The 16,716-nt window shown below is 67.6% G+C and carries 21 protein-coding genes and 2 tRNA genes; 14 read left to right on the forward strand and 9 right to left on the reverse strand.

From position 1 onward, the window contains the following. The first annotated feature begins 10 nt into the window (after positions 1-10). Genes ACW17V_RS05430 through ACW17V_RS05440 form a run of 3 tightly spaced genes read left to right on the forward strand, consistent with a single transcriptional unit; the run spans position 11 to position 1,497 of the window. Positions 11-883, forward strand: coding sequence for an alpha/beta fold hydrolase (locus ACW17V_RS05430; RefSeq protein WP_492107848.1), 873 nt, complete (start codon positions 11-13; stop codon positions 881-883). A 56-nt stretch (positions 884-939) separates the two neighbouring features. After that, complete coding sequence (locus ACW17V_RS05435) at positions 940-1,209, forward strand: CopG family ribbon-helix-helix protein (protein ID WP_419320702.1); 270 nt, start codon at positions 940-942, stop codon at positions 1,207-1,209. A gap of 3 nt (positions 1,210-1,212) precedes the next feature. Continuing rightward, the gene (locus tag ACW17V_RS05440) at positions 1,213-1,497 is read left to right on the forward strand and encodes a type II toxin-antitoxin system RelE/ParE family toxin (protein ID WP_492107849.1); all 285 of its coding nucleotides are present in this window, start codon (positions 1,213-1,215) and stop codon (positions 1,495-1,497) included. Between the two features lie 125 nt (positions 1,498-1,622). Here ACW17V_RS05440 and ACW17V_RS05445 read toward each other — a convergent pair whose 3' ends face one another. Together ACW17V_RS05445 and ACW17V_RS05450 are read right to left on the reverse strand one after the other, a co-directional pair. Continuing rightward, a complete protein-coding gene (locus ACW17V_RS05445) occupies positions 1,623-2,675 on the reverse strand; it encodes a DUF5694 domain-containing protein (RefSeq protein WP_492107850.1) in 1,053 nt (350 codons plus the stop codon). A 175-nt stretch (positions 2,676-2,850) separates the two neighbouring features. Continuing rightward, positions 2,851-3,711, reverse strand: coding sequence for an SDR family oxidoreductase (locus tag ACW17V_RS05450; protein WP_492107851.1), 861 nt, complete (start codon positions 3,709-3,711; stop codon positions 2,851-2,853). A gap of 149 nt (positions 3,712-3,860) precedes the next feature. Between ACW17V_RS05450 and ACW17V_RS05455 the strand changes: the two genes are divergently transcribed. The 7 genes from ACW17V_RS05455 to ACW17V_RS05485 all read left to right on the forward strand — a co-directional run bounded on the left by ACW17V_RS05455 (position 3,861) and on the right by ACW17V_RS05485 (position 9,154). Then, positions 3,861-3,935 (forward strand) — tRNA-Gly (locus ACW17V_RS05455). Between the two features lie 45 nt (positions 3,936-3,980). Beyond that, positions 3,981-4,055: transfer RNA gene (locus ACW17V_RS05460), tRNA-Gly, on the forward strand. 121 nt (positions 4,056-4,176) lie between these two features. Beyond that, positions 4,177-5,955, forward strand: a complete 1,779-nt coding sequence (locus ACW17V_RS05465; RefSeq protein WP_492107852.1) for a DUF885 domain-containing protein — start codon at positions 4,177-4,179, stop codon at positions 5,953-5,955. A 107-nt stretch (positions 5,956-6,062) separates the two neighbouring features. Continuing rightward, entirely contained in the window at positions 6,063-6,995 is a 933-nt protein-coding gene (locus tag ACW17V_RS05470; protein ID WP_492107853.1) for a sugar kinase, read from the forward strand. Positions 6,996-7,074: 79 nt separating this feature from the next. Further along, positions 7,075-7,917, forward strand: coding sequence for a hypothetical protein (locus tag ACW17V_RS05475; RefSeq protein WP_492107854.1), 843 nt, complete (start codon positions 7,075-7,077; stop codon positions 7,915-7,917). Positions 7,918-8,054: 137 nt separating this feature from the next. Next, entirely contained in the window at positions 8,055-8,426 is a 372-nt protein-coding gene (locus ACW17V_RS05480; protein ID WP_492107855.1) for a helix-turn-helix domain-containing protein, read from the forward strand. Beyond that, entirely contained in the window at positions 8,423-9,154 is a 732-nt protein-coding gene (locus ACW17V_RS05485; RefSeq protein ID WP_492107856.1) for a DUF6456 domain-containing protein, read from the forward strand. Before ACW17V_RS05480 ends, ACW17V_RS05485 begins: the two co-directional genes overlap by 4 nt. Before the next feature lie 59 nt (positions 9,155-9,213). Here ACW17V_RS05485 and ACW17V_RS05490 read toward each other — a convergent pair whose 3' ends face one another. The 3 genes from ACW17V_RS05490 to trhO all read right to left on the reverse strand — a co-directional run bounded on the left by ACW17V_RS05490 (position 9,214) and on the right by trhO (position 11,061). Beyond that, positions 9,214-9,666 carry a PA2169 family four-helix-bundle protein gene (locus tag ACW17V_RS05490; protein WP_492107857.1) on the reverse strand — a complete coding sequence of 151 codons (453 nt, stop codon included), beginning with the start codon at positions 9,664-9,666 and terminating at the stop codon, positions 9,214-9,216. A gap of 56 nt (positions 9,667-9,722) precedes the next feature. Further along, positions 9,723-10,016, reverse strand: coding sequence for a hypothetical protein (locus tag ACW17V_RS05495; RefSeq protein WP_492107858.1), 294 nt, complete (start codon positions 10,014-10,016; stop codon positions 9,723-9,725). Between the two features lie 67 nt (positions 10,017-10,083). Then, complete coding sequence (gene trhO, locus ACW17V_RS05500) at positions 10,084-11,061, reverse strand: oxygen-dependent tRNA uridine(34) hydroxylase TrhO (protein ID WP_492107859.1); 978 nt, start codon at positions 11,059-11,061, stop codon at positions 10,084-10,086. Between the two features lie 79 nt (positions 11,062-11,140). Between trhO and ACW17V_RS05505 the strand changes: the two genes are divergently transcribed. After that, positions 11,141-11,302, forward strand: a complete 162-nt coding sequence (locus ACW17V_RS05505) for a hypothetical protein (RefSeq protein WP_492061277.1) — start codon at positions 11,141-11,143, stop codon at positions 11,300-11,302. A gap of 21 nt (positions 11,303-11,323) precedes the next feature. Here the strand turns inward: ACW17V_RS05505 and ACW17V_RS05510 are convergent, their stop codons facing one another. Continuing rightward, positions 11,324-11,749 (reverse strand): SufE family protein, encoded by a 426-nt coding sequence (locus ACW17V_RS05510; RefSeq protein WP_492107860.1) that lies wholly within the window; start codon positions 11,747-11,749, stop codon positions 11,324-11,326. A gap of 38 nt (positions 11,750-11,787) precedes the next feature. Beyond that, a complete protein-coding gene (locus ACW17V_RS05515; RefSeq protein ID WP_492107861.1) occupies positions 11,788-12,573 on the reverse strand; it encodes a sensor histidine kinase in 786 nt (261 codons plus the stop codon). 199 nt (positions 12,574-12,772) lie between these two features. Between ACW17V_RS05515 and ACW17V_RS05520 the strand changes: the two genes are divergently transcribed. Then, the gene (locus tag ACW17V_RS05520; RefSeq protein WP_492107862.1) at positions 12,773-14,533 is read left to right on the forward strand and encodes a sensor histidine kinase; all 1,761 of its coding nucleotides are present in this window, start codon (positions 12,773-12,775) and stop codon (positions 14,531-14,533) included. On the opposite strand, the gene ACW17V_RS05525 is transcribed toward ACW17V_RS05520, so the two are convergent. Further along, entirely contained in the window at positions 14,534-15,385 is an 852-nt protein-coding gene (locus ACW17V_RS05525; RefSeq protein ID WP_492108743.1) for a hypothetical protein, read from the reverse strand. A gap of 106 nt (positions 15,386-15,491) precedes the next feature. Between ACW17V_RS05525 and ACW17V_RS05530 the strand changes: the two genes are divergently transcribed. Together ACW17V_RS05530 and ACW17V_RS05535 are read left to right on the forward strand one after the other, a co-directional pair. Next, on the forward strand, positions 15,492-15,821 hold the full coding sequence (locus ACW17V_RS05530) for a DUF1491 family protein (protein WP_419254702.1): 330 nt from the start codon (positions 15,492-15,494) through the stop codon (positions 15,819-15,821). A gap of 142 nt (positions 15,822-15,963) precedes the next feature. Beyond that, positions 15,964-16,344 (forward strand): hypothetical protein, encoded by a 381-nt coding sequence (locus tag ACW17V_RS05535; protein ID WP_492107863.1) that lies wholly within the window; start codon positions 15,964-15,966, stop codon positions 16,342-16,344. A 12-nt stretch (positions 16,345-16,356) separates the two neighbouring features. Here ACW17V_RS05535 and ACW17V_RS05540 read toward each other — a convergent pair whose 3' ends face one another. Then, on the reverse strand, positions 16,357-16,491 hold the full coding sequence (locus ACW17V_RS05540) for a hypothetical protein (protein ID WP_492107864.1): 135 nt from the start codon (positions 16,489-16,491) through the stop codon (positions 16,357-16,359). Positions 16,492-16,716: the final 225 nt, after the last annotated feature.

Below are 16,716 nucleotides of genomic sequence, written 5' to 3' on the forward strand. Positions count from 1 at the left end.
AGGCCGCGCCATGACCGAATACCCGGAGTTTCTGGTTAGGGCTGACAATCAGCGCCTGGCCTACCGTCTGGTGGCCGGCGAGGGGCCCACGGTGGTCTGGCTGGGCGGATTTCACTCCGACATGACCGGGACCAAGGCCCAGGTCCTGGCTGATCACGCCGAGGCGACGGGCGGGGCCTATCTGCGCTTCGACTATTTCGGCCATGGCGAGTCCGACGGGCAGTTCCGGGACGGAACGATCAGCCGCTGGCGCGAGGACGCCCTGGCGGTGATCGACGAGTTGACCGAAGGGCCGCTGGTGCTGGTCGGCTCATCCATGGGCGGCTGGATCGCCTGTCTGGCCGCCATCGCCCGGCCCGAGCGGGTCAAGGCCATGGTGCTGATCGCCCCGGCGCCGGATTTCACCGAGAAACTGATGGAGCCGGAGCTGTCGGACGAGGCGAGGGCCGCCATCGCCCGCGATGGCTTCTGGATCCGGCCATCCGAGTATGATGACGGCGGCTACGCCATCACCCGCGAGCTTCTGGAGGACGGCGCGCGGTGGTCGATCCTGCTGGGCGACGTGCCGATCGAGGTTCCCGTCCGCGTGCTGCAGGGCGGGGCCGATCCTGACGTGCCGTGGACCCACGCGCTGGAACTGGCCAATGCGCTGAAGAGTGACGACGTGGTCTTCACCCTGATCAAGGACGGCGACCATCGCCTGTCGCGGCCGCAGGATCTGGAGCGGCTGGTCGCGGCGGTGAGCGAGGCGCGGGGCCTGGCCGCGCCGGAGGAGGGCGACCTGGTGGCCCGGCGCCTGGCCCGGGCGGCTCGCCTGCGCAATGCGGCGGGGCTGGAGGCGACGGGTATCGTCGCGCGAGCGGCGCCGATTGATGAGGAATAGCTAGCCTTTTTCGCTCTCGGGCCTATGCTGTGTTCACGACTTGTTCGAGAAAGCCGATGGTAAAAAGCGCTCCTCTCAGTCTTGAGCTCGATAGTGAACTGGATCGTCGTCTCACGGAGACGGCGGCGGTGCTCGATCAGCCTAAAGCGGTGGTCGTCGAGCGCGCTGTGCGTGAGTTTCTCGAACTGCGCGACTGGCAGGACGCCGCAATCGACGAAGGTCTGCGTGCGGCCGAAGAAGGGCGTCTTTTCGAGCATGATGAGGTCGCGGATTGGGTTGCGTCATGGGGGCAGCCCAACGAGCGCCCAATGCCCCGCCGCGACTGAGCCGTGCGGGTTCGCTGGACGGATCTGGCCCTCCGTGACCTTGCGTTCGCCCGGGCATGGATCGCGCAAGACAGGCCCACAGCGGCCGCCGGGCAGGTCATCCGGATCGTGGACGCCGTGGCATTGCTAGCGGATTTTCCTCATCTTGGACGACCGGGTCGCCGGGGCGGCACTCGTGAACTCGTGATCTCCAACGGCCCGTTCATCGTGGCCTATCGGGTAAAGGGTGAGCAGATCGAGCTTCTTCGCGTGCTCCATGGCTCCAGGCGCTGGCCGGAAAATCTCTAGTCAACGGCAGATCTGGCTCAAGGCGCCAGCCTGGCCTTGGCGGCGGCTATCGGGGCGGACGAGGAGTTAGGCGGCTGCGGGCCGGGTTTGGCCCGCTTTCGACCCCTGTCGCCCCTCGCGCCGTCCTAGCGCAGCACCGCGTCGGCGCTGACCAGGCGCACGTCGTGCATCTGGTTCAGATAGGCCTCGTAGTAGCCCTTGTGCGACGCGCCGACGATGGCGAGCATTCGCATGCCCGGATGCAGGCCCAGCACCTCTCGGATATTGCCGACCATGCGCAGGTTGCGGGTCTCCCAATAGCCCAGATACCGCCGGCCGAAGCCCTGCGGCGACGGCTCTACGAACGTCGCGCCGAAGTCGCCTTTGAAGGCCATCATCTGGGCGTCGGCGCCGTTGTAGGCCCGGTACAGGTTCAGCACGCCGTCTGGCTTGTCCAGGTCGGATTGCAGGCGCTCGTTCTCGGCCCGACGGGCGTGGCTGTAGGGGTTGTCCCACGCCTTCATGATTGCGGCCTCGAAGGCCTTCTGCTCGACCGGATCGCTGCTGTCGGGTGTGTCGGCCGAGTGATCATCGACGCTCCACAGGCGTTCATGACCCAGGCGCGCGGCCAGCACGGCCGCGATCAGGGTGGACTCATTGCGGCGGCTCTTGAAGGACTCCAGATAGGTCGCCTGTGCGTCGTTGAGGCCGTCGCCGGCGAGGCGTTCGGCCTGCGGCAACCGGAGCCATTGCACCAGGGCCGAGTTTCGCTCGCCCGCCGCCAGGAAAACGGCCGCCAGATGTCGGCGCTCGGCGGCCGTGGGCTGGCCGGGCCACGCAGCCAGCAGGCGCTCGGCCTCGGCGTTGGCCGCGGGCACGTCGAGGCCGACGGCCTGGCCCGCCATGGTCGGATCGTAGCAGTAGCTCTTCACCGTCTCGGCGTAGCGGGCGGGATAGCGCCGTAGGGCGTCGCACTGCAGGCCCGACAGGTCCTCTGTGGCGATGCCTGTAGGCTTCCAGGCCGCTAGGCGATCCACCAGCGGGGCCAGCAGCGCCATGTCGAAGGTCTTGGGCAGGCCGGAGAGGTGGGTGGTGCCCAGCACCAGGACTTCATTGACCTTCCCGGCGGGAGGCCCCTTCAGCGTGTCGGGATGGAAGCTAGGCCGATAGTCCTGCGCCACTGCGGCGCCCGTGCTCATCACCAGCGCAGCGGCGCTCGCGACCATAAGACGAAGGAAAGGCTGGCTTACTGGGCGAAACATGAGGCGCTCTCGATGGCTACTCAACCTTAGAGGCCTCAAAGGCGGCCAATGGAGGCGCCTGAATTTTATTTAATGTGGCGCAGCATCCCGGATCCCAGAGTCTTGCGGACCGTCAGCCGCCGCTCTCGAGGATCGCCGTCAGGCCCTCGCGATAGGTCGGATACTTCAACCGCCAGCCCAGCTCGGCCTTGGCCAGGGCGTTGGAGACTCGCTTGTTCTCGGCATAGAAGCGCCGAGTGGCGGGCGACATGCCAAGGGCGTTGAACGGCAGGTCCGGTGGTACGGGCACGCCCAGCAAGCGGGCCGCGTATTCGATCACGTCCTGCGGCGGGGCCGGCTCGTCGTCGCACAGGTTATAAATGCCGCCCGCCTTGGGCTGGTCCAGCGAGGCCAGCAGGCCCGAGACGATGTCGTCCAGGTGGATGCGGCTGAACACTTGGCCCGGCTTGACCAGGCGGCGGCCTTCGCCGGCCCGCAGGCGGTCCAGAGCGCTGCGGCCGGGACCATAGATGCCGGGCAGGCGGAAGGTGGTCACGGTCAGGCCCATGCCGCGGCCGACCTGGCGCCAGTCGCGCTCGGCCCCGACCCGGCGGGCGCCCTCGACCGACTGGGCCTTGAGCGGCGAGGTTTCGAACACCCAGCGACCCTCGAAATCGCCATAGACGCCCGTGCTCGACAGATAGCCGATCCAGTCGGGGAAGGCCTCGGCCTGGGCTAGCGCCGGAATGACCGATTCCAGCGCCGCGCAGCCGTCTTCGCCAGGCGGGGAGGTGATCAGCACCGCATTGACGCCAGTCAGGGCTCTGGCCATGGCGTCGCGGTCGCTTGGATCGGCCGGTTCGATCCCGGCCGCCCGCAGCGTCCTGGCCTGCTCCGGCGAGCGCGCCGAAGCGGCGATATCCCAGCCCCGGGCCCGCAGCGCCTGGGCGAAAGCCGCGCCGACATAACCCAGACCGAACACGAACAGACGCAAGTTGGAAGCTCCGCCACCCCGAAAAACAGGGGCTGAATGAGCCCCTGAAAGACGGCGCTTCGCAACCCCTCAAAGGGCGCTTGCCAAGGCGGGATCGCTCTGCCATAAGCCGCCTCCTCGTCGCGGGGCGGTTCTTTCGCTTCCACGATGCGGGCGTAGCTCAGTGGTAGAGCACAACCTTGCCAAGGTTGGGGTCGAGAGTTCGAATCTCTTCGCCCGCTCCATTTCTCCCCTCTTGGAGAGTGGAACGAGACCCGAGAAATCCGGATGCGGGCGTAGCTCAGTGGTAGAGCACAACCTTGCCAAGGTTGGGGTCGAGAGTTCGAATCTCTTCGCCCGCTCCAATTTCTCCTAAAGCCTTCCACAGGTCAGTTACATCAGCGAGCCCCGCGCCGGCCCGACAGGGTTTGGCGCCGAGCGGATTCCTGATCTAACCCTTCCCCGTCATCGTGTTCGGGGTCTCTCATGCTTGATCATCGTCTTGGCCGCTGGGCCGCCGGCAGTCTGATCGCCGCCGTCATGCTGGCGGGCGCCGCCCAGGCCGCGCCTGTCGCCAATGATCGCCTGGCCCAGGCGATCAAGGTCTACGAGTCCAGCACCGCCGGCGGCGAGGATGACGACGGCGGTGGCAGCGAGGCCCAGCGCTGGCGCCTGCCGCCGGTCGGGGCGGAAGCCGACGCCCGGCGCAAGGCCAAGCTGGTCGAGGCCCGGGGTCTTCTGGAAGGCCTTGATACGAAAGGCCTGACGCCCGACCAGCAACTGACCGCCCAGCTTCTGAAGTTCACGCTCGATGAGCGGATCGAGGGCCTGTCGTTCGACGAGTCGCGCATGCCCTTCAGCAGCGACGGCGGCTTCGACGTCACCCTGCTCTACCGCGCCAACGGCATGCGGCTGAAGAACGAGGCCGAGGCGCTCAAATGGCTGGAGCTGCTGGCCAAGACCCCCGCCTGGTACGACGCCAATCTGGTCAATGCCCGTCGCGGTATCGCCAGCGGCTTCGTCCAGGCCGTTCCCACCGCCCAGTCGGTGCTCGACCGCGCCAGGCGCACGGCCGCCACGCCGGTGGCCGAGGAGCCGCTGCTGGCGCCTTTGCGCGCCCTACCGGCCAGCGTGCCCGCCGACCGCAAGGCGGCCCTGATCGCCCAGGGCGAAAAGGTGCTGGCCGAGAAGGTCGCTCCGGCCCGGGCCGGTTTCGTCACCTTTATGGAAACCGAGTACCTGCCCAAAGCGGCCAAGAGCCTGGCCGCCGTCGATCTGCCCGATGGCCAGCGCTACTACGCCTTCCTGGCCCGGCGTCACACGACCACGGCCATGACCCCGGACCAGATCCACGACATTGGCCAGAGCGAGGTGGCGCGCATTCGCGCCCGCATGCAGACGGTGATGACGCAGACCGGCTTCAAGGGGACCCTGCCGGAGTTCATCGCCTATCTGCGCAAGGACCCGAAATTCTACGCCACCAGCCGCCAGCAACTGCTGGAAAAGGCCAGCGAGATCGCCAAGCGCGCCGACGACCAGTTGCCGGCTCACTTCGGCGTGCTGCCGCGTCTGAGCTATGGGGTGCGCCCCGTGCCGGCCAGCATCGAGAAGGGCTACACCACGGGCCGTTACTTCGGGGGAGATCCCAAGATCGGTCGGGCCGGGGGGCTGATGATCAACACCTCCGAGCTGGACCAGCGGGCGCTGTATGAGCTGCCGGCCCTGGTGCTGCATGAGGGCGCGCCGGGCCACCACATCCAGACCTCGCTGGCCCAGGAGCAGACAGACGCGCCCGAGTTCCGCAAGGGCCTGTATTTCAACGCCTTTGGCGAGGGATGGGGTCTCTATTCGGAGTGGCTGGGCGAGGAGATGGGGATCTATCGCGACCCCTATGAACTGTTTGGCCGGCTGTCCTACGAGATGTGGCGCGCCTGCCGGCTGGTGGCCGACACCGGCATGCACTGGAAGCGCTGGAGCATCGACAAGGCCCGCGCCTGCTTCACCGACAACACGGCCCTTTCGTCGGTCAATATCGAGGTCGAACTGGCCCGCTACGTGTCGTGGCCTGGCCAGGCCCTGGCCTACAAGATCGGCGAGCTGAAGATCCTGGAACTGCGCAAGCGGGCCGAGGCCGCGCTGGGCGACAGGTTCGACGAGCGCAAGTTCCACGACGCCGTGCTGCTGCAGGGCTCGATGCCCATGGCCGTGCTGGAGCAGCGGATCGACGCCTGGATCGCCGAGCGAAAGGCGGCAGGCGGGGCTTGAGCATGGGTGAGCGAGAGCGCCGACTTCCAGTCGCAAATACGCGCGCGCTCTAACCTTCCGCGCCGAAACCGACTATCAGGCGGAAAACGCGAAAGGAAACCGGTGTCATGGCCAGGATCACCGTGCTGGGCGAATGCATGGTCGAGATGTCGCCGGACGGCCAGTCCGACGACGGCGCGCCGCGCTACCGGATGGGCTTTGCGGGCGATACCTTCAACACGGCCGTCTACATGTCCCGGCTGGGCGACGCGGTGGCCTATTGCACGGCGCTGGGGCAGGGCGACCCGTTCAGCGAAGGCGTGCTGGGCGCCATGCGCCGCGAGGGCCTGGACACCCGCCTGGTGCGCGAGGTCAGCAACCGCCTGCCGGGGCTTTACGCCATCGTGCTGGACGACAGCGGCGAGCGGAAGTTCCACTACTGGCGCGAGCGGGCCCCGATCCGCGACCTGTTTTCCGAGCATACCGCCGACCAGCTGATCGAGGCCGCCAAGGCCAGCGACCTTGTCTATCTGTCAGGCGTGACCCTGGCGGTGATCGGCGATATTGGCCGGGCGCGGCTGAAGGACATCCTGGCCTATGTGCATTCGCTGGGCGTGGCGGTGGCCCTCGACTTCAACTATCGACCGGCCCTGTGGGCCAGCGCCGAGGCCGCGCGCGGCGCGCTGGACGGCGTCACCCCCTCCTGCCGCTATATCTCGCTGAGCAGTGAGGACTCCCGCCCGCTCTATGGCCGCGAGGCCGAGGATCTGGCCGCGCAATGGGCGGCGCTGGGCGCCGAGGTGGTGGCCCGCGACGAGAGCCATGCCGTCAACGTCCATCGGCCGGACGGGCGCACCGCCACGCCGGCCCCCGAGAGGGTGAAGGCGCTGGACACCACCGGCGCGGGCGACAGTTTCAACGCGGCCTATCTGTCGGCCCGCATGGCGGGTATGCCCATCGAGACAGCGGTCGAGCGGGCTCATAGATTGGCGGCCATTGTGGTGGGCTGTCGCGGCGCCATCGTGCCGCATGGCACACCCCTGCGCCTTGATGCCTCATAGCGACTCCCGGTGCTTGGCGGTTAGGGGAAGCGTGGGGTGTGCTTGACGCCTGACAGAGTGAGTGGATCAGGCGATGCTCATGACTAGCCGGCGCGAAGCGGCTATGACCGCGCGGTTTCTGAGCCCCGTCGAGCCTTTGCTCGAAGATCTCTTTCTGGCTCTGCGTGCGGAAACCGATCAGACACTGGGGCAGAGTGCGCGGGCCCGATACGGCAAGCCCTATCCCTACGGCTACTGCCTGGAGATCACCAAAGATGTGCAGGCGCGTCTGAAAGCGCGGCTGAAACAGCCGGAGCACCCCGGAGAGCGGGCGATCAAGGCTTATTTGAATTCTGGCGGCGCGGCGCGGCGCGTCTGGGGCGTGCTGCGCGAGCGCTTCTTTCAGAACGCCTTTCACATAGGGAGTCTGTACATCGACGTTTCCAACGACACCGTCGATGTCAGCAAGCCGAAGGTCGAGATCCTGCCGATGGCGCAGTCCGGCCTTGAGGCGGTTCGCGACGCCGCGCATTTCGCCAGGATCGCCGAGCAGTACTGGGGCGTCACGTTCTACGCCAATCTCGCCCTGCCAACACTGGCGCCCTTGTTTCCGATGATCGGCGTGGACGCTCGGGGTAACGCCCGCATCTACTCGGATGCCCGGTATATGGTCGATCTGTTCCGAGCGAGTCAGTTCACCCTATCGGAGCGCTGGCTGGGGGAGGGGCCAGTTCCGCCCGTGGCAGTCGTGGAAGCGATCCGCTCGCGCTGTCCGCCCGATCTGTTGGCGGCCAATCCGGGCGCCAGCTTGGAGGCTGCCTTGAGCGCATGCCGATCAGCGCGGGCCGACGGGCTGGCGTCGAATAACGATTGGCTGGCCGCCCATTCTCGCGATCTGCTGGCTACGCGGAAGCTGGCTATCCCCGTGCCCGGACGGGGATAAGACAGTATCGGACGTAGGATTTTCAACGGCTTATTTTCCTACTTGTGCGTCACGATAGGAATATTATCCTCACCAACAGAAATTAAGCCTATCATCGAGTCGTGGTCGCTGGATCGCGATCTCGATTGGAGGACCCCATGTTGGTTCAAGCTCTTGAGGATATCTGGGCGATCTCGCCCGATCCCCGTCGTGACCGTCTCGCGGTCGCCTTTGTCACCCATCTGGTCGCCATGGCCACCGATGTCTCGCCCGGCGACATCTCGGCGCACAAGCGCACCAGCATCGCCGCGGCGCGGGCGCGGCAGATCGCCATCTACCTGACCCACGTCACCTTTCACTGGCCGCTGAACAGGGTGGCCTTCGCGTTCGGGCGCGATCGCACAACCTGCGCCCACGCCTGCCACAAGATCGAGGACCTGCGCGAGGACGCGGGCTTCGACGCCAGGCTGGCCACGCTGGAGGACTGTCTCCGCCAGGCGCCCCGCCAGATTCTGGAGGGCGCGCGATGAGCGGGACCCTCGATCTGGCCACCGAGCATCTGGCCCTGCGCGCCGCTCGTCTGCTGGCCCGTCCCGGCGCGGTGATCGAGGCCGCGCCGCTGGGCTATGCGGTGCGGTTTGGGCCCAGTCGCCGACGGCGGCCGATGCTGGTCATCGACGAGACGGCCTTTGAGGCGCTGGTGCGTCTGGCCACGCTGAAGCCGAGGGCGCAGGGCGGCTGGTCGATGGTCTTCACGCCGCCGGCCAAGCCCGCGCCGCCGCCTGGCCGTCCTGGCGTGATCGAGGGCGAGGTGACCCTGGAAGAGCCGGGCGTTGGCCGCGCCGCCTTCAAGGCCAATCTGGGAGAGTCGCCCTTGGCCTGGCTGGCGCGACGTCGGGACGGCAAGGGCCGCCCCTGGATCGCGCCGGTCGAGGCGGCGGCGGGCGAGCGTCTGCGCGAGGATTTCCATCGGGCCGGGACCGTGGGGCGACTGACCATGAACTGGGACGCCTCGCCCCGCTCGGGCGGCGGCGGACCCCGCCTGGATCCCGCCGAACGCGCGCGGGCCGCCAAGGACCGTATCGCCGCCGCGCTGGACGCGGCCGGACCGGGCCTGCGCGAGATCCTCGAACATGTCTGCCTTGCGGGCACCGCGCTGGAGGCCGCCGAGCGTTCGCTGGGCCTGCCGCGTCGGGCGGGCAAGACGGTGCTCAAGCTGGCCCTGCAGCGGCTGGTCGTTCACTACCGCATGGCCTGAACGCGAAAAGGGCGGGACCTTTCGGTCCCGCCCTTCGCAATCTTCCCTGCGCGGGAAGCCTAGTGCTTCAGCATGTGCTTGATGTCGCGCATCTGGTCGTGGCCGGACTTCACCGAGGTCCAGGCCTTTTCGATGACCGCGCGGGTATGGGCGTCGACGTCGGTGTCCTGCATGGCCTTTTCGTACTTGGCCTTGATGAAGTCCTCGCCGGACTCGACCTCGTTGATCACCGCCTCGTCGCCCTTGGACAGGCTGTCGCGGAGATTGACGAAGACGCGGTGGGCGGCGGCCAGGATCGTGCCGTCATCCTTGGGCTCACCGCCGAGACGGCGAACCTCGTCCTGCAGTTCGGTGGCGATGGTGCGGCGCTCCTGGGCGCGCTGCTCGAACAGCGTCTTGTAACGCTGGCCATCGGCGTCCTTGGCGGCTTCATGATAGCCGTCAGCGCTGTCGATGGTGGTCTCGACCAGGCCATTGACGAGCTTGATGTGGTCTTCGTTGGTGTGGGGCATGGGGAGGTCCTTGGGAATGAGATCAGCTAACGCGGCGGGGGAGCGGGCGGTTGCGTTCAGGCCAGCTTCTTGCCGAAAAAGCCCCACGCCTGGGTGGCGGCCGCGATCATCGGGCCACGGGTGCGCGGGTTGATCAGCAGAACGGCGGCGACGCCCGCGCCGAGCACGGCGAGGGCCAGGGTGATCTTGCCGTGCTGGTCCGGCGTCAGGGCGTAGTCGGGCGCCGGGGCGACCGGGTCGAGGCCTGCGTCCGCGGTCTTGTGGCCAAGCAGGCTGGAAATCTTGCCAGCAGCGCGCGAGCGCTTGGCGGAGGGCGGCGTCGCGCCATAGGTGGAGTCGTAGGCGACCATGGGGAGGCTCCTTGCTGGGGGTTGCCTCCGATAACGCGATGACGGGCGAGGCGATCCCTCGCCGTAGTCAGTCTTCGCCGGTTTCGAGCTTGGCCCCGACCTGGGCCCCGACATGAGCGATGCCCAGTTCGCGGGCCCTGGCGACCTGCCTGTGGCGCTCGGCGTAGCGGGCTCTGCTGGCCTCGTCGCGCTCGTCATGGCAGGCGGGACAGGCGACGCCCTCGACATAGAGCGGCGAGGCCTTCTGTTCCGGACTGACCGGGCGGCGGCAGGCGCGGCACAGGCCGTGGGTCCCGGGCGACAGGCAATGACCGACCGCCACGCGCTCGTCGAACACGAAGCATTCGCCGCGCCACAGGCTTTCAGGTTCAGGAACCTGTTCGAGATAGTCGAGGATGCCGCCCTTCAGGTGGAAGACGTCCTCGATCCCCTCCGACTTCAGGAAGGCCGTCGACTTTTCGCAGCGGATCCCGCCCGTGCAGTACATGGCCACCTTCAGCGGCGGCGCGTCCGGTCCGCGCTGCGCCTCAAGGCCCTGCCGGTAGTCGCGGAACCAGTCAGGAAAGGCCGAGAAGCTGGACGTCTTGGGATCGACCGCGCGCGCGAAGGCGCCGATGGCGACCTCATAGTCATTGCGGGTGTCGATCACCACGACATCGGGATCGGCGATCAGGGCGTTCCAGTCGGCGGGCTCGACATAGGTCCCGGCATTGGCGGCGGGGTCGAGGTCGGGCAGGCCCAGGGTGACGATCTCTTTCTTCAGCCGCACCTTCATGCGGTGGAAGGGCATGTCGTCAGCCCACGCTGTCTTGGGCGTCAGGTCGGCGCAGCCGGGCAGGGCGCGGATATGGGTCAGCACCGTTTCGATGGCGGCGTCGGTTCCGGCGATGGTGCCGTTGATCCCCTCGCGCGCCAGCAGCAGGGTGCCTTTGACGCCGACCTCGCAGCAGGCCCTGGCCAGCGGGCCCTGCAGCGCCGCCGGATCGTCGAACTGCGTGAACCGGTACAGGGCGGCTACGCGGAAGGTTTGGGTGTCTGCGGTCATCGGGGGCAGGCCATAGGAAATTGCCGTCTGGGTCTCAAGCGTCAGGGGAACCAACATTCGCTCAGGCGGTTAAGCTGGCATGAGCATCCTGATCGTCATCATCATCGCCCTGGTCCTCCTCGGACTTGCCCTTTACATCGTGCAGCGGTCGCCAATTCCGTCGCCAGTGAACTGGATCATCCAGCTCCTTCTGGTGGTGGTTGCGATCCTGTTCATCGGCAATCGCGCGGGCTTCTTCTAGGCCAACGCCCGTTCAGCGCGGCTAGCCCAGCACCGCCTGGGCGTCGCGCTGAATGCGGGCGACCATCGCCTTCAGTCCGTTCGAGCGCTGCGAGGACAGGGCTTCAGACAGGCCAAGCCTGTCCAGGGCCGCCTTGGCGTCGAAGGTCGCGATATCCGTTGCCGGCCGGCCCGAATAGAGCCGCAGCAGGATCGCGATCAGGCCGCTGACGATATGAGCGTCGCTGTCGCCGCGAAAGTCGATGGACCCGTCGCCCTGGGGCTCGGTCACCAGCCACACCTGGCTGGCGCAGCCGCGCACCTTGTTGGCTTCCGAGCGTTCGGCGTCACTGAGCGGCGCCAGGTCGCGACCCAGCTCGATCACATAACGATAGCGCTCTTCCCAGTCCCCCAGCAGTTCGAACTCGTCGGCAAGTTCCACGAGGGCGGCGTCGATGGGGCGTGTCATGGCCGCCAATTAGGGGCCCGGCAGGCCGCTGGCAAGCGTCACCCTTCGAGCAGGGTGACCTGCGCCGTGAGGCCCGCGCCCGGATGCGAGGTCAGGCGCAGACCGCCTCCCATCGCCCGGGCCAGCAGATCCACGATCGGCAGACCAAGGCCCGCCCCCTCGCTCGTCCGTGTGAGGGTGGATCCGCCCTGTTCGAACGGCCGCAGCAGACGTGGCAGTTCCTCGGGCTCGACGCCAGGTCCCTGGTCGGCGATGGCGATTTCGACCACGCCGCCCGGCAGGGCCTGGGCGTAGATGCACACCTCTCCGCCTACCGGCGAATGGCTGACGGCGTTCTGCAGCAGATTGCCCAGCACGGTTCGCAGGCCCCGACTGTCGGCCAGCACGACCGGCAACGCGCCGTCCCCCGGGACGGTCACGGTCACCTGCCGCAGGGCGATTTCGGCCTTCAACTGTTCGACCGCATCCTCGATGGCCTCGTCGAGGCCCTCGGGGGCGAGGTCCAGATCGGTCACATGGCCTTCCAGGCGCGCGATCTCGACGATCTGATTGACCAGCTTCAGCAGCTTCAGGCCGCTGTCGTGCACGATCTGGGCATATTCGCGGTACTGGGGCGAACCCAGCGGGCCGTACAGCTCGTGCGACAGGATCTCGGAAAAGCCGATTACCGCGTTCAGCGGCGTGCGCAGTTCATGGCTGACCATGCGCAGGAACGAGCGCTTGCGGTCGTCCAGCGCGGCCCGACGACGCGCATGGGCCGCTGCGCGTCGCGCGGTCGATGCGTCGTAGGCGGGCGATGCGTCGAGGGACGCCGGTTCAGGCATGCGATAAGCTCCCGGACATTCTGTCCGCATTGGCGCAGTCTGGAACAGTGCCCCAAGGCGCTTACTATTCCGTTTCCGTCCACAGGCCCTCCACCGCGAATGATCGCTCGATGATTGAGTGGTCTGGAGGGAAGGTCCAAGGCGCGTTAAGGTTTGGCGACGGCGTTGCTCGGCGCCGCAATGAAAGAAGTCGCCCGGTTTGGAATTCGAACTGCTACCGGACCCGTTCAAGCGGCCAGCGCGCGCCCCGCGCGGCCTAGGCCCTGCGCGCGTATGGCGTCTGGGCTGGCTGGCGGCGATCGGTATGGCGGCTTTCGCGACCGCCTTTCTGCCCGGCGAGTTCCGCTGGCCGGTCTGGGCGGCGTTCCTGGCCGGCGCTGCGCCGGCCCTGCTGTCGCTGCCCCTGTCGGGCGAGAGCGCGCGTGAGGACGATCGCGTTCAGTCGGTTCTGCTGGTTTTGTGGGCGGTGGGCGGATCTGCCGCAGCCGTGCTGACCGGCGGCGTCTCGGGCGCCATGGCCGCCTGGTGCCTGGCCCCGGTGGCCGCCGCCTCGACCCTGGTCTCGTCGCGCCGCCTGGCCGAGGGCGCGGCCCTGTCGCTGATCGGCGGCTGCGTCGCGGCCCTGACCCAGCTGTCGGGCCTGGCCCCGCCCGCGCCGACCGGCGCCCTGTCCTTCATCCTGGGCTTCCTGGCCTTGACCACCACGGGCCTTGGCCTGGCCTCGGGCCTGCTGATCGGTCACCGCCGGTTTGGCGCGCGCGACGCCCGCCATGGCGCCGAGATGGCCGCTCTGGAGGTGATGCTCGACGCCCTTCCGCAACTGGCCATCGCCGTGACCACCAAGGGCCAGGTCACCGTCGTGCGCGGCTCGCCGCCGCCCGGCGTGACCATCGCCGACATCGTCAATCGCGGCCTGGCCGGCGCCGCCGCGCCCAATGACCGCCAGAAGGTTGGCGGCGCCATCGCCCAGGCCTTCCGCGAGGGCCAGGTCAGCCTGACCTTCAGTCCCGCCCTGGGCGTGGACCGGATCGTGGCCCTGGACCTGCAGCGCGCCTCGCCGGTGATGCTGGTGGGCCTGCTGCGCGACGTCACCGTCGAGCGCAATCGCGAGAGCAATCTGGACCGGGCCCGCTCGGACGCCGAGGCCCTGGCCGCCGGCCGCGCCCGCTTCCTGGCCAATATGAGCCACGAGCTGCGCACGCCGCTGAACGCCATCATGGGCTTCTCCGACATCATGCGTTCGCGGATGTTTGGCCCGCTGAGCGACCGCTACGGCGAATATGCCGAACTGATCCATGAGAGCGGTGGCCACCTGCTGGACCTGATCAACGACGTGCTGGACATGTCCAAGATCGAGGCCGAGCGCTTCGAACTGTCGCGCGGCGTGTTCGACGCCCGTGAGGCGATGACGGCGGCCATGCGGCTGATGCGCGTTCAGGCCGACGGGGCCGGCGTCCAGCTGCGCGGCGTGCTGCCGCCCACCGACCTTGAGGTCGACGCCGACCGTCGCGCCCTCAAGCAGATCGTGCTGAACCTGATCTCCAACGCCCTGAAGTTCACCCCGCGCGGCGGCCAGGTGACGGTCACGGCCGATGGCTATGACGGGGTGCTGGAAATCGTGGTCGCTGACACCGGCGTCGGCATCAGCCCGGAAGATCTGGAACGCCTGGGTCGACCCTATGAGCAGGCCGGCGGCGCCGACCAGCGCGCCATGGGCACGGGGCTGGGCCTGTCTCTGGTGCGCGCCTTCGCCAAGCTGCATGGCGGCGAGATGCATATCGAGAGCCGGATGGGCGCGGGCACCAGCGTCTCGGTGCGACTGCCGGTGCTGCTGGCCCCGCTGAAGGCGCCGCCCCCGCCGACCGAGCCGTCGCCCGAACCGGACGCGGCCATGCCAGCCCAGGAATCCGAACCGCCGACCAGCCTGGGCGACAACGTCATCGCGTTCGCGCCGCGGTAGCTACCGCAGGAACGCCCGTCCGGCGGCGAAGTCTCCGACCTCGACATAGGCCTTGCGCACCACGTCGCCGCCATTTCGGCCGGCGAAGGTGAATTCGATGGTCACCGCCTCGCGCGGGTCCAGCAGCGACAGCGCGTCGGCCGTCGCGACCGGAAACCGGAAGCCCAGGCCGGTCTTGGCGCCGGTGGGCAGCAAGGTCAGGGCTGCCTGTTCGCGGGTTTCGGCGTTGAACACCTGACTGGCCGAGCGCGGCGCGACCTTGGCCGACAGGCTGCGGCCGCCGCGGGCGTCGATATAGGGACCCTGGGTGCGGGCCGGATCGCGCATCACCACCCGCGCCGCATAGGGCTGGGCGCCGTCGGCGAAGGTCGCCACGGCGGTCACCGCCTTGGCGCGGCCGGCCAGGCCGAAGATCAGGCGGTCGGGGCCGAAGTTGCTGGGTTGCGACAGACGCCAGACGGGGAAGGTCGCCGAGACGGGGCGGTCGGCCTGCCAGGTCGCAACATCGCCTGGATAGGTCATCTTCTGCAGGGTGGCATAGGCCTCAAAGGCCCCGCGAACCCGATCAGCGGCGGTGGTCAGATCCTTGGACTTGCAGCCGGCCGAGGCGGCTTTGGATCGTGCGCGGCCTTCCAGCGCCTCGACCTGAGCCTGGGTGGCGCCCGAGCGCAGGGTTGCGCCGCGCGCCTGGGCTCGCGCCGCATCGAGCGCCGAGCCAATGGCGGGCGCGAACAGCCGGCAACGGCCGTCTGCGGCCGTCATCAGGGTGCGCTCATAAAGCTGGTCGGCGGCGTTGGCGGCAAACAGGACGCCGGGCGATGTCAGACACACCGCGCCGGCCAGGAACCCCATCCACCGCGCCGCGTGACCTTTAAGAAGGTTCATCAGCGTCGTTTTCTCGTATGCTTCGAGACTTGAAGGGCCACCGTAGAGCCCTCGTGGTTGCGGTTCGGTTAGCATGCTGTTGTCGACGGATATCTGGGTGAGCGCGCTGATCCGCCGCGCCGAACTGGGCGGAGCCTTCGCGACCGTGGCGCGCAAGGGTGACGCCAAGGCCGGCGCCGTGCTGGTCAAGGCTGTCGATCGCCGCGAGAACAAGGCCCGCCTGTTCGCGGAAGCGACGCGTGGCGATGGCGAGCGCTTCTGGATGCAGCCGACCAAGTCGGATTTCGAGCCGGACCTGGACGCCTATGCGGAGCGCGCGGCGCGCATCGACCCCGACATCTGGGTGATCGAGATCGAGGATCGCGACGGCCGACACTTCCTGACCGAGGCCGTGGAAGAGTAGCAAAACGCGGCCGCCGCGCGACGGGCTTCCTGTGGATAGCTCTACTTCTACGTCTTGTTAACCGCGCTCCTACACCGGACTTAAAGCTCGGTGCGGCAATCTCTCGTCTCCAGTCGCTTTCAGAGATTTTGCCCGTTTCGCCATGCTTTTCCTGATGAACGATGTCGTTTTCAGCTTCGACGCGGGCGAAATGGCCCCGCCGATGGCGCGCGACCGCTTCGCGAAGCTGTCGCTGAACTATGTCAGCGAGCTGGGACGGGAACTGTACGCCGACGAGCCGCTGCTGCATCTGAAGGACCCGGAGCGGGCCAGGCGACTGGCGTCTCTGATCATCTCCAAGGCGCCGGAAATCAACGCCGCCCTGTTCATCGCGCCGGGGCGCGGCTGCCTGGTCGACCAAGTGCAGGTCCGCTACGCGCAGATCGGTATTGAGGTCATGGGCGCGCTGCTGACGCGCCAGAAGGCGGGCTCTCTGACCAATGTCGAGGCCGATCGCCAGGTCTGGCGTCGCCTGGCCGCCTGATTTCGTCTGGTCCTAGAGGACCAGAGCGATCAGCCACTTTATGGCGACGGCCAGAGCGACCAGTCCGCCAATGGTGATCGTCATGCACAGAGCGCTGGCTTCGGCGCGCGGGCCGCGTGAACCACGAGGTTCGTCCCAGAGGGCCATCTTTGTTTCCTCACCAGGCCGGCCACTCTCAATGGGTGACACGTTCCTGAAGCCTTGAGCATGACTCCGATCCCCCTTCAGGGAAAGGGGCCATTTGTCGCCGGGTCCGGCGGCGTCTGGTCGCAGCGGCGCGGGTGAAAAGTGATCGTCATTTAAGCAATACGGGCCTGTCGCGTGGCGGTCATCGCCGCTTTCTATGCCCCGGCCCAGTAACAAACGGGGCTC

The sequence above is a fragment of the Caulobacter sp. FV2ye17ST genome, assembly GCF_058680955.1.